Here is a 16,422-nt window from a genome sequence, read left to right as displayed (position 1 = left end):
CGCGGGGGGACCGGATGCATCCGATACTCGGGATGGTTGCCGCGGCGGCCCTCGCCGCCTCCGCTCCGCCCCCCGCAGGCGGGGCCGAGGTCGCCGTCCTCGTCTGCCGCAACTTCTCCTCGCCGCCCCTCGCCGAGCGGTCCGTTCCCGCGCGCGGGCGTTCGGCCCTCCGCCTCCTCGAGGAGTGCGCGCAGGTGGAGACCGCGTTCGGCGGCGCCTTCGTGTCGCGGATCAACGGCCTGCCGGCCAAGGGGGCGCGGGACGCCGGGCAGGCGTGGTTCTACTACCTGAACGGGATTCTGGCGGAGCGGGGGGCGGCGTCCTGCATCCCCGAACCGGGCGACATGCTCCAGTGGGATCTCCACCTGTGGGACGGGGTGCGGCAGGTCCGGGCGATCATCGGCGGCTACCCGCATCCGTTCGTCCAGGCGGCGCGGGACGGCTCCCTGCCCCCGCGCGTCCTCTTCAGCCCCGGCGCCGAGGCGGCGGCGAGGGGGCTCGTCTCCGCGCTGGCGCGACGCGGCGCAGCCGGGGTGCGCGTTGCGCCGCTGGCGGAATCCGAGCCGCCGTCCGACGCCCCGTCGCTTGTCATCGGCCCCTGGGACGGGATCGCGCGCGTCCCGCTCGTGAAACGCTCGATCTCCGACGGCGCCCGCACGGGCTTGTTCGTGGATGGCGGCGCCGCCGGGATGCGCCGCCTCGACCTCGCCGGGACGCCGCGCTCCTCCCATCCCGGCGCCGGCGCGCTCGTCGCGGTCGTGGGCGGCGCGACGCGCCCCGCGCCGCTCTGGCTCGTCACCGGCACGGACACGGCGCGCGCCTGCGCCGCCGCCGACGTGCTGATCTCACGCCCGGAAAGGATCCGGGGGATGGCCTCCGCGGTGGTCGCGGGGGACGACGTCCTCCCTGCGCCGGTGATCGAATGACCGCGGTCGGAGCGCCGCCGGCAGTGCGCAGCCGGACGGCGGCGGGCTTCCACCCGCTCGCCGCCCTCCTCGCCGCCGCCGCCGTCTTCCTTCCCGCGGCGGCGTGGGGCAACCCCCTCTGGCTCGGGGTCCTCCTCGCCGCCGCCCTCGCCGCCCTCGCCGCGGCCGCCGGTCCGCGGGCGTGCGGGAAGACGCTCTCAATCGCCGTCCCCTCCGCCGTCCTCTTCGCCCTCGTCAACGTCCTCCTGACGCGGTCCGGGGAGACGGTGCTGGTCCCGCCGCGCGTCTTGTTTCTCCCGTTCACGCTCCGCCTCGAGCCGCTCGTCTTCGGCCTCTCCTCGGGCCTCAGGATCGCCCTCGCGATAGCCGCCTTCTCCCTCGCGGAAACGCTCGCCGACGCCGACGGGGCGTTCGCCCTCTGTTCCCGCTTCGCGCCGAAGACGGCGCTCGCGGTTTCCCTCGCCCTTCTCGCGATCCCCCGGATGCGACGCGACCTCGGCAGGATCCGCAGCGTGATGGCGGTCCGCGGCGCCGCGTTGGACGACCGGAACCTTCTCTCCCGGATCAACGCCTCCCGCCCGATCCTCCACGCCCTCCTCGTCTCCTCCCTCGAGGGGGCGTGGGACACCGCCGTCGCGCTCCAGACCCGCGGCTTCGGCTGCGGCGCGCGCAGCGCCGCCCCCGCGCCGCCCTGGAGACGGGCCGACCGGGTCCTCGCCTTCGGCGCGGCCCTCTCGCTCGCCGCGACCGGCGCCGGCCTCGTTCTCGGCAAGGGTGCCTTCGTCTTCTACCCGCGCCTCGGCCGGCTCTGCATCGCGGCGGACCTGCCGTGGCTTTTCGCGGCCGCGGCGCCGCTCGCGGCGGCCGTGGCCCTCGCCCGGAGGGCGGCCCGGTGAGCCATTTTCTGGCAGAGCGGTTCACCTACCTCTATCCCGGCGCGCCCCGCCCCGCGCTGGACCGGGTCTCCCTGTCGCTGGAGGAGGGGGGGTTCGCGCTCGTGACCGGCCCGTCGGGAGGGGGCAAGTCGACGCTCGCCCTCGCCCTCGCCGGCCTCGTGCCGAGCTTCTTCGGCGGAACGGTCGGTGGGCGCCTCCTGTTCCGCGGCGAGCCGATCGAGCGGATCGACCGGCGCATCCTCCACGCGGAGATCGGCGTCGTGCTCCAGGATCCCGAGCGGCAGGCGCTGATGAGACGCGTGGAGCGGGAGCTCTCGTTCGGGCCGGAGAACCTCGGGATCCCCCCCGCGGCGGCGCGCCGGCGCGTGGAGGAGATCGCCGAGCGCCTCGGCATCCAGGATCTTCTGGGGGCGCGGGTCGACGAACTCTCCGGCGGGATGCGGCAGCGGGTCTGCCTCGGGGCGGCGATGGCGGCGGGGGCGCGGACGCTCGTGCTCGACGAGCCGACCTCGCAGCTCGACCCCGCGGCGGCGGAGGACCTCCTCTCGCTCCTCTCCCGTCTCCGCCGCGACCTCGGCTGCACGATCGTGCTGGTCGAACAGCGCGTCGAGCGCTGTCTCGAGGCCGCCGAACGCGTCATCTATTTCGACCGTGGCCGTCCCCGTTTCGACGGCGCGCCGCCGGAGTTCCGCCGGTGGGCGGCGGAGGCGGCGCCGGACTATCTGCCCGGCTCCGGGGCCGGCGCGCCGAGCGCGCGCGGGGCGCGCCGCGTCGTCCCGGGGACGCCCCCCCCGCCCCGCCCGATCCTCCGCCTGGACCGCGTCGCGTTCGCCTACCGCGACGGCCCGCCCGTCCTCGACCGGGTGAGTCTTGAGCTGCGCGCCGGGGAGATCACCGCCCTGCTCGGCCCCAACGGGGCGGGGAAGAGCACGCTCCTCAAGCTCGCCTGCGGCCTCCTCCGCCCCTCGGGCGGCGCGGTCCTGCTCGACGGCGGGGACCCGGCCCTGATGCGGAACCGGGAGCGCGCCGCCGCCTGCGGCTACCTCACGCAGAACCCCGGCGACTTCCTCTTCCACGACACCGTGGAGGAGGAGATCGGCTACACCTCGCGCCTCCTCGGCCGCGCCGAAGACGGCGACGCGGCGCGCCTGCTCGACGCCTGGGGGCTCGCCCGCCTCGCGGGGAGGAACCCGCGCGAACTCTCCGCGGGGGAGCGGCAGTGCGTGGCGCTCGGAGCGGCGATGGCCGCCTGTCCGCCCCTGCTCCTCCTCGACGAGCCGACCCGCGGGCAGGACCCGCTCCTGAAGCGCCGCCTCGCCTCGATGCTCGAAGCCGCGGCGGCGCGCGGCGCGGCGGTCCTGCTCGTGACACAGGATCTCGGCTTCGCCGCGGGGTGCGCCGGACGCGTCGTCCTGCTCTCCGACGGCGTCGTCGCCGCGGAGGGGCCGGCCGGCACGGTCCTCGCCGGGGCCCCGTTCGATCCGCCCCTGGCCGGCCGCCTCTTCCGGCGCTTCGCGGAACGCGCCGCGGCGGAGGCGCCGGTCCCATGACCCGCGCCCTCCTCAGCATGCTCGTCGCCGTTGCGGCCCTCTGGGCGGCGTTCCTCCGCTTCGAGCGCGGCCGGCTCTCCTCGCGCGAGATCCCGCTCATCGCCGTTTTGGCGGCGCTCGCGGCCCTCGGCCGGCTCCCGTTCGCCGCCGTGCCGGGACTCCAGCCGGCGACGTTCGTCGTCGCCGCCTCCGGCTTCGTCTTCGGCCCCGCGGCCGGTTTCCTCGTCGGCGCGGTCGCCGCCCTCGTCTCCAACATCTTCCTCGGGCACGGCCCCTGGACCGTCTGGCAGATGGTCGCGTGGGGGGCGTGCGGCCTCACGGCGGGGGCGCTGGGCGTCTCGGCGCCGCGGGTGGGTCGGGGCGCGCTCGCCCTGTTCACCGCCGCGTGGGGCTTCCTCTTCGGCTGGATAATGAACTTCTGGTACTGGTACTCGTTCGTGCACCCCCTCTCACTCCGGTCGTGGCTCGCGGTGAACGCGGCCTCGTTCCCGTTCGACGCCGTTCACGCGGCGGGGAACGCCGCCTTCGCCCTTCTGCTCGGCAACGGGCTCATCGGGGCGCTGCGCTACGCGCAGAAACGGCTTGCCCTGGCCCGCCTCGGGTGCTAGACTGCCCGCACTGGAACTGCGCCGCGATGAGACCTACGCCGTTGTCCCTGCTGTCCGCGCTGCTGTGCCTTGCGGCCGCCCTCCCGCCCCGGTCCTCGGCGACCCCCGTCCCCACAGGGGGGTTCGAGATGCGCTGCGAGAACGGGCGGATCACCGTGACCTCCAACGAGGCGCCGGTGGAGCAACTCCTCTCCGAATTCTCGCGAAAAAGCGGCGTCACCTTCAACAAGTTCGCGGGCAAGAGCGCCACCGCGACACTCGACCTGCGAGACGCGGCCTACGAGGAGTTTTTGAGCCGGCTCCTCGGCAGCTATATGGCGAAGTCGCGCAAGATCGACGGGCAGATGGTGGTGAGCGAGGTGACCGTGATGGACGAGGGGACCGGGAGCGCGCCGCCCCCGGTTTCCGGCGGAGATCCGTCGGTCGGGCAGGAGCGCCAGGAGGAGACGCGGGCGCGGGAGGAGGCGTTGCAGCGCCGCAGGCGGAGACGGCGCAGGCCGCCGCGCCGCCCCGCACAGGACGCGGAGGCGCCCGCCGCGCAGCCGGAGAACCAGCCGCCCCCCCCCGACGCGCCGCCCGACCAGCCGCCCGACGCGGAGCCTCCCCCGGAGGCGCCGCCGCCCGACGAGGAGCCGCCGCCCGAGGGGGACCCTCCCCCGATGGACTGACCGGTGACGCCGCGGGGATCCCCGCCGGTCACCGCGTCCAATCCGGGTACCGGGTGTAGCCCCCGAACTCCGTCAGGCGCGTTTCGTCGCTCCCGTCGCGCCGCATCAGGTACAGTTCGTAGCACCCGGTCCGGTCGGAGGCGAAGATGATCCATCTTCCGTCCGGCGCGTAGGCGGGGTCGTAGTCGTTCCCCTCCCCCTTCGAGAGCCGGATCTTCCGTTCGCCGTCCGGGTCCATTTCCCAGATGTCGACGTTCTTGCGCACCCCGTAGCCGCCGTCCGAGTAGGCGATCCTCTTCCCGTCCGGGGACCATCGCGGGCGGCACGCCCCGCGCGGGTTTCCCGTCAGGCGCCGCTCCCCCGCGCCGTCCGCCCCGATCAGGTAGACCTGGTGGTTGAGGTAGCGGTTGGAGGTGAAGGCGATCCGGGAGCCGTCCGGCGACCAGGCGGGCACGCGGCGCGTCCCTTTGCGGGAGCGGGTGAGGTTCGTCATTTCGGTCCCGTCGCGGCGTATCAGGTAGAGATTCTCGGGCCCCTTCGCGTCGTGCCGCCCCCAGAAGCAGAGCCGCCGCCCGTCGGGCGACCATGTCGGATCCTCCTGTACCGGCAGCGCGCCGGTCAGGCGGCGGACGTTGCCCCCCGCGGCGTCCATCAGGTATAGCCGGCGGGTCCCGTCGCGGTCGGAGTAGAAGGCGATCTCCTTCCCGTCGGGCGACCAGCGCGGGTACTCGTCGAGGACGTCGTTGTCCGTGAGTCGGACGCTCCTGCGCGTGGAGAGGTCCATCAGCCACAGCTCGCTCCTGTTCCCCTCGCCGCGCTGGTAGACGAGCCGTCCCTGCAGGGACGGGATTTTCGGACGCCGCGCCTCCTCCGCCGGCTCCTCTGCGCAGCCGGTGACGGCGGCCGCGGAGACGGCCGCGGCGATCAGCATCTTCTTCATGTACGCCACCTCCCCCACCCCGCCCGGCGGAGCGCCTCCCCGAGGCGATTGAACTCCTCCGGGGAGAGACGCTCGGGCCGCGCCGCGGGGTCGATCCCGCACGCGGCGAACGCCTCCTCGATCCTGCCTGCCCACGGAAACCCCCGCGCGGACCTCCTGAGGACCGTGCCGATCGATTTCCGGCGCTGCGAAAAGAGCAGCCGCACCATGGCGAGGAGCCGCTCCTCCTCGGCGGGCGGGAATACGGGCACGGCCAGCGGCGCGAAGACGACCACCGACGAGACCACCTCCGGTCTCGGGTAGAACGCCCCCGGCGCGATCGTCAACGCCTCGCGCGCCGTCGCGCGGCAGCGGCAGAGCACGGTGAAGGCGCCGTACGCCTTCCCCCCGGGCTCGGCGGCGATCCTCAGGGCGAGTTCGCGCTGGACGGTGAGCGCCATCATCGCCCAGCAGCCGGACAGCCGCACGAGCCGCGCGATCAGCGGCCCGCTGATGGAGTACGGGATATTGGCCACTACCTTGACGCGTTTCCCGCCCGAGGCCATCCGCCGCAGGAGCGCCGAGAGATCGATCTTGAGCGCGTCGCCCTCGATCAGCTCGAAATCGGCGCGGCCGCGGAAGCGTTCGCGCAGCCACGCCGCGAGCCGGCGGTCGCTCTCCACGGCGACCACGCGCCCCGCGGCGCCGAGGAGGGCGTCGGTGAGGGCGCCGAGGCCCGGGCCGATCTCGAGCACCGCGTCCCCCGCGTCGAGCGAGGCGACGCCGGCGATTCTGCTCCCCGTCTCCCGGCGCACGAGAAACGCCTGTCCGCGCCGCGCGCTCGGCCTGACGCCCAGGGACGCGAGCGTCTCCGCGGGGCGGGGAATGTTCATCGCGCCGCGATCTTCGCGCCCGCCCGGCATGCCCGGTCCGTTCCGGTTAGGCGGCGGCGCCTTCCCCGCCCGCAGAGCCGCGCGGCGAGCAGCAGCGCCTCGACCATGCTCCCGGGATCGGCGACGCCCCGGCCGGCGATATCGAACGCCGTCCCGTGGTCGGGGGAGGTCCGCACGATCGGGAGGCCGAGCGTCACGTTCACGCCGCGCTCGAAGGCGAGCATCTTGAGCGGTATCAGCCCCTGGTCATGGTACATCGCGACGACGATGTCGTACCCTTCCCGCGACCGGGCGACGAAGAGCGTGTCCGGGGGGAACGGCCCGCGGGCGTCGATCCCCTCGCGGCGCGCCGCCCGTATCGCCGGGGCGATCGCGCGGCGCTCCTCGTCCCCGAACGCCCCCGCCTCGCCCGCGTGCGGGTTCAGGCCGCAGACGGCCACGCGGGGCCTTCGCCTCCCCATCCGCAAGGCGGCTTCGTGCGCGAGGCGGACGGCTTCGAGGACCGCCGGGCGCGTGACGAGGCGGCTCACGGCGGAGAGGGCGACGTGGATCGTCACGAGGACGACGCTGAGCCCGCCGCCGGTGAGCATCATGGCGTGCCGCCGCGCCCCGGTGAGGTGCGCCAGAAAATCGGTGTGCCCCTGGAAGCGGTACCCCGCCCGGTGGATCGCCTCCTTGCAGATCGGAGCGGTGACGACGCCGTCGGCCTCGCCCGCGAGCGCCAGGGCGACCGCGTGCCGCACGTACTCCATCGAGGCGGCGCCGTGGTCACGGCGCACCGCGCTCCAGCGGTGGCGGCGGATCGAGGCGCACGGTTCGATGACGGGGATCGCGCCCGCCCCGCGCGGGATCTCCCGGATCCCCCGTACGGAGACAAGCCGGGCGGGAAGCCCGAGGAGGCGGGCGCACCGGCGCAGCACGGCGAGGTCGCCGACGACGACGGGGCGGCAGGCGCGGCGCACCGGCTTCCGCAGGAGCGCCTTCAAGACCACCTCCGGCCCGATGCCGCCGGGGTCCCCCATCGTCACGGCGAGCGCCGGCGTCGCCGCCGGCGCGTTTCGTTTCTCCGTCATCTCAGTCCACCATCGATAGGTACGCCTTCTTCCTGAGGCGGGCGATCCATTCGCCGCGCTTCACCCCCACCTTCTCCCGGAAGAGTTTCTCCTCGACATCCCGGTAGACGTCCGAGAGGGACTTCACGGAGGCGGGTTGTTTCTCGTGCACGGCGATGAGATGGTACCCGAGCGGGGATCTCACGATGCCGCTGCGGGATCCGGGGGCGAGGGCGAAGGCGGCGTCCTCGAGTTCGCGGTTCCAGTGCCCCCGCCCGATGAACCCCCAGTCGCCCCCCTTCCGCGCGTAGGGGCAGTCCGAGTGCTTCTTCGCGAGCTCCGCGAACGGTTCGCCCGCCTCGAGGCGCGCGAGGATTTCGCGCGCGAGCCGCTCCGCTTCAGCCGGCTTCTCGGGCGTCTCCTTGATCCATATCTGGCTCACGTGGATCCTCTCGCCCTCCGTGAACTCCTCCGGGTGCCCCTCGTAGTACGCCACGATCTCCGCCGGCGACACGCTGCAGCGCGACGAGACCTCCTTGATCAGCATCGCCCGCACCAGGGCGCGCCGCTCCTCCTGCGCGCGGTACGACTCCATCGTGAACCCCTGCCGCGCGAGAGTCTTCTCGAACTCCTCCGCGGACGGGAATCTGGCCTTCACCGCCGCGATCGCCCCCTCGACCTCCTTCGCGAATTCGTCCCCGAGCTGCTCCTGGATCTTCAGCCGCTTCGCCTCCTGGAGGATGAGCCGCTCCTCCACAAGGTGGGAGAGGACGTCGCGGCGCGCCTGCTGGAGCATCGTGAACAGCTCCGCGCCGGAGTAGCTCTGCTCGTACTGCTCGAAGACGGGGGCGAGGATCTTCTCCAGCTCCGAGTAGGTGATGATCTCGTCGTTCACGACGGCGACGATCTGCTCCTTGATCTCGGCCTGCGCGCGAGGGGGGGCGGCGGCGCACAACAGGAATGCGGCGGCCGCCGCGCCCGCGGCGCGCAGGAACGGCCCGCGGCGGGGCGCCGGGGCCGCGTCTGGAGCGTGGAGCGACCGCCCGCTTCGGCATGGAACGGTGAACGTGGGCATCGGGAATCAGGCGCCGCGGGGCGCTACCTCTTCCCCTGCGACTTCTTGATCATAACGAGCGCGATGAGGAGCGCGGCGAAAAACAGCACGGCGGCGATCTGCATGACGCCCTCCTTGGTTCGACGGAAAACGCGCGCGGCGGGGGGATGCGCCGGCGCGGCGCCCGGCGGACGCGGGCGAACTCACCCCTTGTTCTGACCCGCGAGCCGGCTCGTGTTCTCCGCGATGCGGAAGACCACGATGATCAGTTCGCACCAGACCCTGACGACGAGCGCGTACAGGAGAAAGACGAGCGGGGAGAGCACGAGCATCAGGATCCCCCTGCCCGCGCCCGCGGCGAATCCCGCGCCGATCATCGCCAGCGCCCCGAGCGCGGAGAAGACGATGCCCACGACGAAGAGCACCTTGATGACGCGCGTGGTGACGAACTCGGAAAACGAGAGATCGAACAGCAGTCCGCACAGCCCCTTCTCCTCCATCCCCCCCTCCTTTCCGGGCGCCGTCTCCGGCGCGCCGGCGCCCCGCGGACGACACCGCCGGACGGCCGGTCCAGTCAGGCCAGTATAGCGTCTCCTCCGCCGCCGCGGCAACGGGATTCGACACGGGATTCGATCCGGGCCCGGGCGCGACCGCCCGGAAAAACCGGGGCGCGGATCAGAGGCGCGCCAGCGTGTTTCGGATCTCCCGCACGGCGGCGAGAGGATCCCGGGCGACGAGGCGCGGATAGCGGCCGCCGGGCCGGAGCTCCTCGCCGTGGCGCACGGCGACGATCCGGTCCTCCTTCAGCGACACCGACCTGATCCCCCGCTCCCGCGCGGCGAGCCGCAGCCGGCAGATCTCGATGAGGAGCTTCGTCTCGGGCGGAGGCGGCCCGAACCGGTCGCGCATCTCCCCCTCGAGCGCCTCCACGTCCGATTCCGCGCTGATCCCCCCCATCCTCCGGTACAGATCTATCCGCTGGGACTCCGACGGAACGTACGCCGCGGCGATCTCCGCCCGGTACGGGAGGTTCACCCCGATCTCCTCGATGCCGGTGATCTCCTTCCCCCGCATCCGGTCGACGCTCCGCTTCAACAGTTTGCAGTAGAGATCGAAGCCGATGGCGGCGATGTGGCCGCTCTGCTCGTGCCCGAGGATGTTCCCCGCGCCCCGGATCTCGAGGTCGCGCAGGGCGATCCTGAAGCCGGCGCCGAGGCCCGGATGGTCGAGGATCGCCTGCAGGCGCTGCTGCGCGTCGTCGAGGAGCCGCTCCCCCGGCGGGTAGAGGAGATAGGCGTAGGCCCGGTGCCGGTAGCGCCCGACGCGCCCGCGCAGTTGGTAGAGCTCGGCGAGGCCGAACCGGTCCGCGCGGTCGATGAGGATGGTGTTGGCGTTGGGGATATCGAGGCCGGATTGGATGATGGTCGTGCAGACGAGGACGTCGACATCCCCCTCGACGAAGCGGCGCATCACCTCCTCGAGCTCCTCGTCCCCCATCCGCCCGTGCGCGACGGCCACCGTCGCCTCGGAAACGAGCCGCTCCACCGCCTCCCTCGCCCGGTCGATCGTCTCGATGCGGTTGTGGACGAGATAGACCTGCCCCTCCCGGGCGAGCTCGCGCCGGATCGCCTCCGCGATGAGGCGCCTGTCGTACCCCCGCACCGTCGTCTCGACCGACAGCCGGTCCTCCGGCGGGGTTTCGATCGTGGACATGTCCCGTATCCCCGACAGCGACAGGTAGAGGGTGCGCGGGATCGGCGTCGCCGTGAGGGTGAGCACGTCCACCGTGAGGCGGAGCTTCTTCAGCCGCTCCTTGTGCCGGACGCCGAACCGCTGCTCCTCGTCGATGATGACGAGCCCGAGATCCTTGAACGCCACGTCGCCCTGGACGAGGCGGTGCGTCCCGATGACGATGTCGACCGTCCCGTCTGCAAGCCCCTCGAGCACCGCCGCCTGTTCCCGGCCGGTGCGGAATCGGCTCAGCATCTCGATCCGCACCGGGTAGTCGGCGAAACGGTCCGAGAAGGTGCGCAGGTGCTGCTGCGCCAGGACCGTCGTGGGGACGAGCACGGCAGCCTGCTTCCCCGCCGTCACCGCCTTGAATGCGGCCCGCATCGCCACCTCGGTCTTCCCGTAGCCGACGTCCCCGCAGATGAGGCGGTCCATCGGGTGCGGGCTCTCCATGTCGCGTTTCATCTCCGCGATCGCCGCCGCCTGGTCCGGCGTCTCCTCGTAGATGAACGCCTCCTCGAACTCCCGCTCCCAGTCCCCGCCCGCCGGGAAGGCGAAGCCGGGCTGCGCCCGCCGCGCGGCCTGGAGCTGGAGGATCTCCGCCGCGTAGTCGAATATCGCCCGCTGCGCCGCCACCCGCGCGGATTTCCAGCGGGAGCCGCCGAGCCGGTCGAGGAGCGGCGCCCCCTTCCCGACCCCCACGTACCGCTCCACGAGCCCCGCCTGGTCAATCGGGACGTAGAGCTTGGCCTTCTCCGCGTACTCGAGGACGAGGAAGTCGCGCTCGACGCCGTCCTTCGGGAGCCTCGCCACGCCGCGGTAGATCCCGATCCCGTGCCCCGCGTGCACCACGCGGTCGCCGGCCCTGAATGCCGCGAACCCCGTGATCTGGGCGGTGCCCTTGAATCTTCTCCGGAAGCGCCGCACGCGGTAGCGCGCGAACAGCTCCCCGTCGGTGACGACGGCGAGGCGTCCCGCGGGCGAGAAGAACCCCGCGCGCAACGAACCCAGCGCGACAACGCTCTCGGGCGGCAAGACGATGCCGCGCTCGCGGAGCAGCTCCTCCAAACGCTGCCGCTCCCCCGCGGCGTTGCAGAAGAGGCAGATCCGCGCCCCCGCGGCGGCCCACTCCGCCAGCTGCGTGAAGATGCGCCCCCCCCACCCCCCGCCCGTCTCCGGCCCCAGGGCGAGGGCGCGGTACGGCTCGAGCGATCGGAAATCCGGAGAGAGCGTCATCTCGAGGCCGTCGGCCGGCAGCAGGGCGAGGCGCAGCGCCTGCCGCGCATCCAGGGCCGCTCTCGTCTCTTCCGGGGAGAGGAACGCCCCGGCGGTCCCCTGGAGGCCGTCGAACGCCTTGTCCACCGCCGCGGGCTCCTGCAGCGCCACGAGGGCGCTCGCCGGGAGGTAGTCGAGGATGGTCCCCCGCGCCGCCGCCCGGCGTTCGAGGAGGGCCTTCTCGGACGCCGGGGTGAGCGCGACGGCGTCCAGTTCCCCGGAGGCGCGCTGCGTCCCCGCGTGGAACGACCTGATCGTCGCCGCCTCGTCGCCCCAGAGCTCCAGCCGCACCGGCTCCTCCGCGTCGGGGGGGAAGACGTCGACGATGCCGCCCCGGACACAGTACTCCCCCTTCCACTCGACCATCTCCACCCTGCGGTAGCCGCCCCCCTCGAGCCGCCTGACGAGCTCCTCGATCGAAACGCTCCCCCCGCGGCGGATGCAGAGGATCTCCGCGGCGAACGCCGCGGGGAGCGGGACGCGCTGGGCGATCGCCCGCGCGGGGGCGACGACGATCGGGGGGGCGCCGGCGGGCCGCGCAGCGGCGAGGGCGGCGAGGGCGCGGAACCGGTCGCCTACCAGATCCGGGTGCGGTTCGATCCCCTCCCCGGGCAGCGTCTCCCACGCCGGGAAGAGCAGGATCGATCCGCCCGCGACCGTGGCGAGGTCCCCGGCGGCCTCCTCGGCCTCGCGCGGCCCCGGCGTCACGAGGAGGATCGGCTTCCGGAGCCGCTCCCGCGCCGCCGCGAGCAGCACGGCGGAGGCGGAACCGAAGACGCCGGAGACGCCGGGCGATTCGCCGGAGGCGAGGCGGTCGAGCAGACGCGCCGCGGAGGGGGCGCGCAGGCAGCAGTCCGCGAGGAGGCGGCGCGCCGCCTCCAGGTCGGCGGGGGGTGCGCGGAGATCGGAACGCATACGGTTGAAAATAGCACATTCCCCGCGGGGTTACAAAGAGGCGCGGGAGGCGAAGACGGGAAGGGTGCCCGCGGGCCGATCCGAGGACCCCCGGGGCGTCCAGGCGCGCGGAAGGCCTCGGATACCCTGCCCCGGGCACCCCGTTCCCTCCACCTTCACGGATACCCCGCGCGCAAGGGAAAGTCAAGGCCCGGAGCGGCGAGCCGTGAACGGACGGGGGCGCGAACGCCGCGGGGACGCCTCAGCGGGCCAGCCGGCGCGCGGCCAGGAGCGTGTTGGACAGGAGCATCGCGATGGTCATCGGCCCGACGCCTCCCGGGACGGGGGAGATCGCCTCCGCCTTCGGGGCGACCTCGTCGAAATCCACGTCGCCCGCGATCCGGTAGCCGCGCGGGGAGGCGGGGTCCTCGATCCTGTTGATGCCGACGTCGATGACCGTGACGCCCTCGCGGACCATCGCCGCCTTGAGGAAGCGCGGCTGCCCGAGCGCCGCGACCACGATGTCGGCGCGCCGGGTGTGCGCGGCGAGATCGCGCGTCCCGGTGTGGCAGACCGTCACGGTCGCGTTCGCCCGCCTGTCCCGCTGCATCAGCATCGCGGCGAGCGGCTTCCCCACGATCGCGCTGCGCCCGACCACCACCACGTCCTTCCCCTCCCACGAACCGCCCGAGCGCAGGAGGAGCTCGACGATGCCCGCCGGCGTGCACGCGCGGAATCCCCCGGCGCCGAGCAGCGTCCTCCCGGCGTTGAGCGGGTGGAACCCGTCCACGTCCTTCTCCGGCGAGACCGCCGAGAGGATTTCGAGGGCGTCGATGCCGGGCGGCAGGGGGAGCTGGACGAGGATGCCGTGGATCGCCGGATCGAGGTTGAGGAGGCGGATCGTCTCGAGGAGCGGGCCCTTCCCGACGGCGGCGGGGAAGGTGCATTGCCGGGAGCGTATCCCGACCTCGGCGCAGCCCTTCTCCTTCATCGCCACGTAGGAACGGGAGGCGGGGTCGTCGCCGACGGAGACGAAGGCGATGCCGGGAACGACGCCCCGCTCCCGGCGGAGCGCCGCCACGCCGCCGGCGACCTCGCGCCGGATCTCCGCGCCTATCCTTGTGCCGTCCAAAAGCATGATCGCGCCCTCGGTCGAACCGTCGCGCGGGAGGTCAGGGGCGGAGGACGAAGCAGTGCGACGGGCACTTCTCCGCGGCGGCCTTGAAATCCTCCCAGTCCGGCGGGAAATCGGGGAGGTTGCCGCGCAAGACCACCTTCCCCGACGGCGTCACCTTCGGGCTCGCGCAGAGACCGCACGCCGTGCACCCCGCGGCGCAGACCTCCTTCACCCGTTTCCCCCTGTCCCGCGACACGCACCCCAGATAAACCTTCTGCCGGCGGGGGACCAGGGCGATGATCCGCCGCGGGCAGGCCGCGACGCATTTCCCGCACGCCGTGCACTTCTCCTCGACCAGTTCAGGAAGGTTCTCGGCGCCCATCCGGAGCGCCCCGAACGGGCAGGCGTCGACGCAGGAGCCCATCCCGAGGCAGCCGTAGACGCACGCCTTGGGACCCGCCCCGATCAGTTCGGCCGACACGCAGTCGCGGATGCCCCGGTAGACCGCCCGTTCCTTCGCCGCGCTCCTCCCCCCCCTGCACCGGACCGCGGCGACCATCGGTTCGGCGAAGACGGCCTCCCCGCCGAGGATCGCGGCGATCTTGTGCACCGTCTGGCGCCCGCCCGGGGCGCACCCGTTCGCGGCCGCCTTCCCCGCCACGATCGCCTCGGCGAACGAGGCGCAGCCGGGGTAGCCGCAGACGCCGCAGTTGAGCCCGGCCAACGCGTCGGAGACCGCCTCGATCCTCGGGTCGAGCCGCACCGCGAAGATGCGGCTGAAGACCGCGAGCAGGAAGCCGAGGGCGAGGCCCATCGCCCCGAGGACGACCGTGGAGTAGAGCACCACCGAAGACATATCGAGCGCCCCTCGACGTTCAACGACCGCGACCGGCACGGCGAAACGGCATCCCCTCTCCCGCTATATCGACAACCCCGCAAAACCGAGGAACGCGATCGCGGTGAGCCCCGCGGTGATGAGGGCGATCGGCATCCCCCTGAGCGCCGCGGGGACGTCCGCGAGCTCGAGCCGCTCCCGTATCCCGGCCATGATGAGCATCGCGAGCATGAAACCCGCCCCTCCCCCGAACCCCTGGATGACGCATTTCACGAGGCTGTTCGGCGAGTCGAAGAGCCGCATGTTGAGCACCACCACGCCGAGCACCGCGCAGTTGGTGGTGATGAGCGGCAGGTAGATGCCGAGCGCCCGGTACAAGGCGGGGACCGATTTCTGGAGGAACATCTCCACGAGCTGGACGAACGCGGCGATCACCAGGATGAAGGCGATGATGTACAGGTAGGTGATCTTGAGCGGCACGAGCAGCCACTGGTAGACCGCCCAGGTGATCGCGGAGGAGATCACCATCACGAAGATGACCGCCATCCCCATCCCCATCGCGGAGGAGGTCCGCTCGGTCACGCCGATGTACGGACAGAGGCCGAGGAACTGGCAGAAGATGAAGTTGTGCACCAGGGCGACGCCGATGAATATGGAGAAGAGTTCAAAGAGATCCATTGCCGCCTCGCATGTTCTTCAGATGCCTGAAGAGCCCCATGAACAGCCCGAAGGTGAGGAGCGCCCCGGGGGCGAGCGTGAGGATGAGCATCGGAGAGTAGCCGGGGCCGAAGACCGGGTACCCGTAGAATTTCCCGGCCCCGATCACCTCGCGCACGGTGGAGAGGAGGAGCATCGCCAGCGTGAAGCCGAGCCCCATTCCGAGGGCGTCGAGCGCCGAGGCGACGACGCCGTTCGACGCCGCGAACGCCTCCGCCCGGCCCAGGATGATGCAGTTGACCACGATCAGCGGGACGTAGAGGCCGAGCTTCGCGTAGAGCGCCGGGGCGAAGCCGTTCATCAGCAAATCCACGATGGTGACGAACGAGGCGATGATCACGATGTAGATCGGTATCCTGATCTTCTTCACCTGGGCGAGCATCCCCGGCGAGAGGATCTTGCCGAAAAGCGCCATCAGGGCCGCGATGACGATGTTCGACGCCAGGAGCACGAAGCTGGCGGCCGCCCCCATCCCGATCGCGTTCTCGATGCTCACCGATACGGCGAGCGTCGGGCAGAGGCCGAGGACGATCACGAAGATCGGGTTCTGGGCGAAGAGCCCCTTCGCAAACTCGTTCCACAAGCCGTCCTGTTTCCTTTTCGTGGCGTTCATCGGCCGCCGTCCTTCTTCGCCGCGAGGAAGAGCTCGATCGACTCCCGGACCGCATCCGTGATCGCGCGGCTCGTGACCGTGGCGCCGGTGACGGCGTGGATCCCGCCGCCCGTCTCCGCGGAGGCGAGGAGCTTCAGTTCGCTCGGCGCGAGCCCCCGGTACTGCGCCTGGAACCACGGCTCCCCGGGCGCCTCCCCCCCCGCCGCACGCCCGGCGCCGAGGAGGGCCGCAAGACGGCCCCAGAGCGTCTCGCGCGTTTCCACCTCGTCCACGCGCGCCCCCAGCCCGGGGGTCTCGGCCTGCTCGAGAACCCGCATCCCCAGGATGACCCCCGCCCCGTCGATCCCCACGAGCATTCTGAGAAGACTCTGATACCCCTGCCGCTCCGCGGAGAGGGCGTAGCCGACGGCCTTCCCCTCGGCGTCGAACCCCTCATAGTAGTCGAGCGAACGACCGCCCGCGAGGGAGGCCTGCTTCTTCTCCGAAAAACTCTTTGCGCCGGGCACGACCAGCGCGAGGGAGGAGGCCAGCCGCCCGGCCGCGCTCCGATCGATCGCCGCCCTCGTCGCGTCGTAGACGTAGCCGAGCGCCAGTCCGTTCAGGACGCAGACAACGGTCAGGATGAGGCAGAGCTTCGCGATGTCGCCCATGTCAGTTCACCGATGCGTCCTTGG

16 protein-coding genes are annotated in these 16,422 nt (G+C 72.3%); 5 read left to right on the top strand and 11 right to left on the bottom strand.

Annotated features, from left to right (window positions below; all coding sequences use genetic code 11):
* Positions 1-14: 14 nt before the first annotated feature.
* The 5 genes from GXY35_03575 (at position 15) to GXY35_03555 (ending at position 4,648) form a co-directional block, all read left to right on the top strand.
* A complete protein-coding gene (locus GXY35_03575; GenBank protein ID NLW93668.1) occupies positions 15-926 on the top strand; it encodes a DUF4430 domain-containing protein in 912 nt (303 codons plus the stop codon).
* A gap of 23 nt (positions 927-949) precedes the next feature.
* The gene (locus GXY35_03570) at positions 950-1,822 is read left to right on the top strand and encodes a hypothetical protein (GenBank protein NLW93667.1); all 873 of its coding nucleotides are present in this window, start codon (positions 950-952) and stop codon (positions 1,820-1,822) included.
* Positions 1,819-3,372, top strand: a complete 1,554-nt coding sequence (locus GXY35_03565) for an ATP-binding cassette domain-containing protein (protein ID NLW93666.1) — start codon at positions 1,819-1,821, stop codon at positions 3,370-3,372. The genes GXY35_03570 and GXY35_03565 overlap by 4 nt, the downstream gene beginning before the upstream one ends.
* Complete coding sequence (locus tag GXY35_03560) at positions 3,369-3,980, top strand: ECF transporter S component (GenBank protein ID NLW93665.1); 612 nt, start codon at positions 3,369-3,371, stop codon at positions 3,978-3,980. Before GXY35_03565 ends, GXY35_03560 begins: the two co-directional genes overlap by 4 nt.
* Before the next feature lie 128 nt (positions 3,981-4,108).
* Positions 4,109-4,648 (top strand): hypothetical protein, encoded by a 540-nt coding sequence (locus GXY35_03555; protein ID NLW93664.1) that lies wholly within the window; start codon positions 4,109-4,111, stop codon positions 4,646-4,648.
* Positions 4,649-4,676: 28 nt separating this feature from the next.
* Here the strand turns inward: GXY35_03555 and GXY35_03550 are convergent, their stop codons facing one another.
* From GXY35_03550 to GXY35_03500, 11 genes are all read right to left on the bottom strand, one after another.
* Positions 4,677-5,588, bottom strand: a complete 912-nt coding sequence (locus tag GXY35_03550; protein NLW93663.1) for a hypothetical protein — start codon at positions 5,586-5,588, stop codon at positions 4,677-4,679.
* Complete coding sequence (gene rsmA / locus GXY35_03545; GenBank protein NLW93662.1) at positions 5,585-6,460, bottom strand: ribosomal RNA small subunit methyltransferase A; 876 nt, start codon at positions 6,458-6,460, stop codon at positions 5,585-5,587. The genes GXY35_03550 and rsmA overlap by 4 nt, the downstream gene beginning before the upstream one ends.
* Positions 6,457-7,533 (bottom strand): 4-hydroxythreonine-4-phosphate dehydrogenase PdxA, encoded by a 1,077-nt coding sequence (gene pdxA, locus GXY35_03540; protein ID NLW93661.1) that lies wholly within the window; start codon positions 7,531-7,533, stop codon positions 6,457-6,459. Before pdxA ends, rsmA begins: the two co-directional genes overlap by 4 nt.
* 1 nt (position 7,534) lies before the next feature.
* Positions 7,535-8,587, bottom strand: a complete 1,053-nt coding sequence (locus GXY35_03535; GenBank protein NLW93660.1) for a hypothetical protein — start codon at positions 8,585-8,587, stop codon at positions 7,535-7,537.
* A 182-nt stretch (positions 8,588-8,769) separates the two neighbouring features.
* Positions 8,770-9,066, bottom strand: coding sequence for a DUF4282 domain-containing protein (locus GXY35_03530; GenBank protein ID NLW93659.1), 297 nt, complete (start codon positions 9,064-9,066; stop codon positions 8,770-8,772).
* Between the two features lie 175 nt (positions 9,067-9,241).
* Positions 9,242-12,487 carry a transcription-repair coupling factor gene (mfd, locus tag GXY35_03525; GenBank protein NLW93658.1) on the bottom strand — a complete coding sequence of 1,082 codons (3,246 nt, stop codon included), beginning with the start codon at positions 12,485-12,487 and terminating at the stop codon, positions 9,242-9,244.
* 241 nt (positions 12,488-12,728) lie between these two features.
* The gene (locus tag GXY35_03520; GenBank protein ID NLW93657.1) at positions 12,729-13,604 is read right to left on the bottom strand and encodes a bifunctional 5,10-methylenetetrahydrofolate dehydrogenase/5,10-methenyltetrahydrofolate cyclohydrolase; all 876 of its coding nucleotides are present in this window, start codon (positions 13,602-13,604) and stop codon (positions 12,729-12,731) included.
* Positions 13,605-13,638: 34 nt separating this feature from the next.
* Complete coding sequence (locus tag GXY35_03515; protein ID NLW93656.1) at positions 13,639-14,439, bottom strand: RnfABCDGE type electron transport complex subunit B; 801 nt, start codon at positions 14,437-14,439, stop codon at positions 13,639-13,641.
* Between the two features lie 63 nt (positions 14,440-14,502).
* Positions 14,503-15,096: an RnfABCDGE type electron transport complex subunit A gene (locus tag GXY35_03510; GenBank protein ID NLW93655.1), complete on the bottom strand. Its 594-nt coding sequence runs from the start codon at positions 15,094-15,096 to the stop codon at positions 14,503-14,505.
* Positions 15,083-15,748, bottom strand: coding sequence for an electron transport complex subunit RsxE (rsxE, locus tag GXY35_03505; GenBank protein NLW93654.1), 666 nt, complete (start codon positions 15,746-15,748; stop codon positions 15,083-15,085). The genes GXY35_03510 and rsxE overlap by 14 nt, the downstream gene beginning before the upstream one ends.
* The gene (locus GXY35_03500; GenBank protein ID NLW93653.1) at positions 15,745-16,398 is read right to left on the bottom strand and encodes an RnfABCDGE type electron transport complex subunit G; all 654 of its coding nucleotides are present in this window, start codon (positions 16,396-16,398) and stop codon (positions 15,745-15,747) included. The genes rsxE and GXY35_03500 overlap by 4 nt, the downstream gene beginning before the upstream one ends.
* Positions 16,399-16,422 lie beyond the last annotated feature (24 nt).

The organism is Chlamydiota bacterium (genome assembly GCA_012729785.1).
In the GTDB taxonomy this organism is placed as follows: Bacteria; Auribacterota; Tritonobacteria; order UBA1439; family UBA1439; genus UBA1439.
The sequence above is the reverse complement of the archived record's forward strand: the minus strand, read 5'-3'. Positions and strand labels throughout refer to the sequence as shown.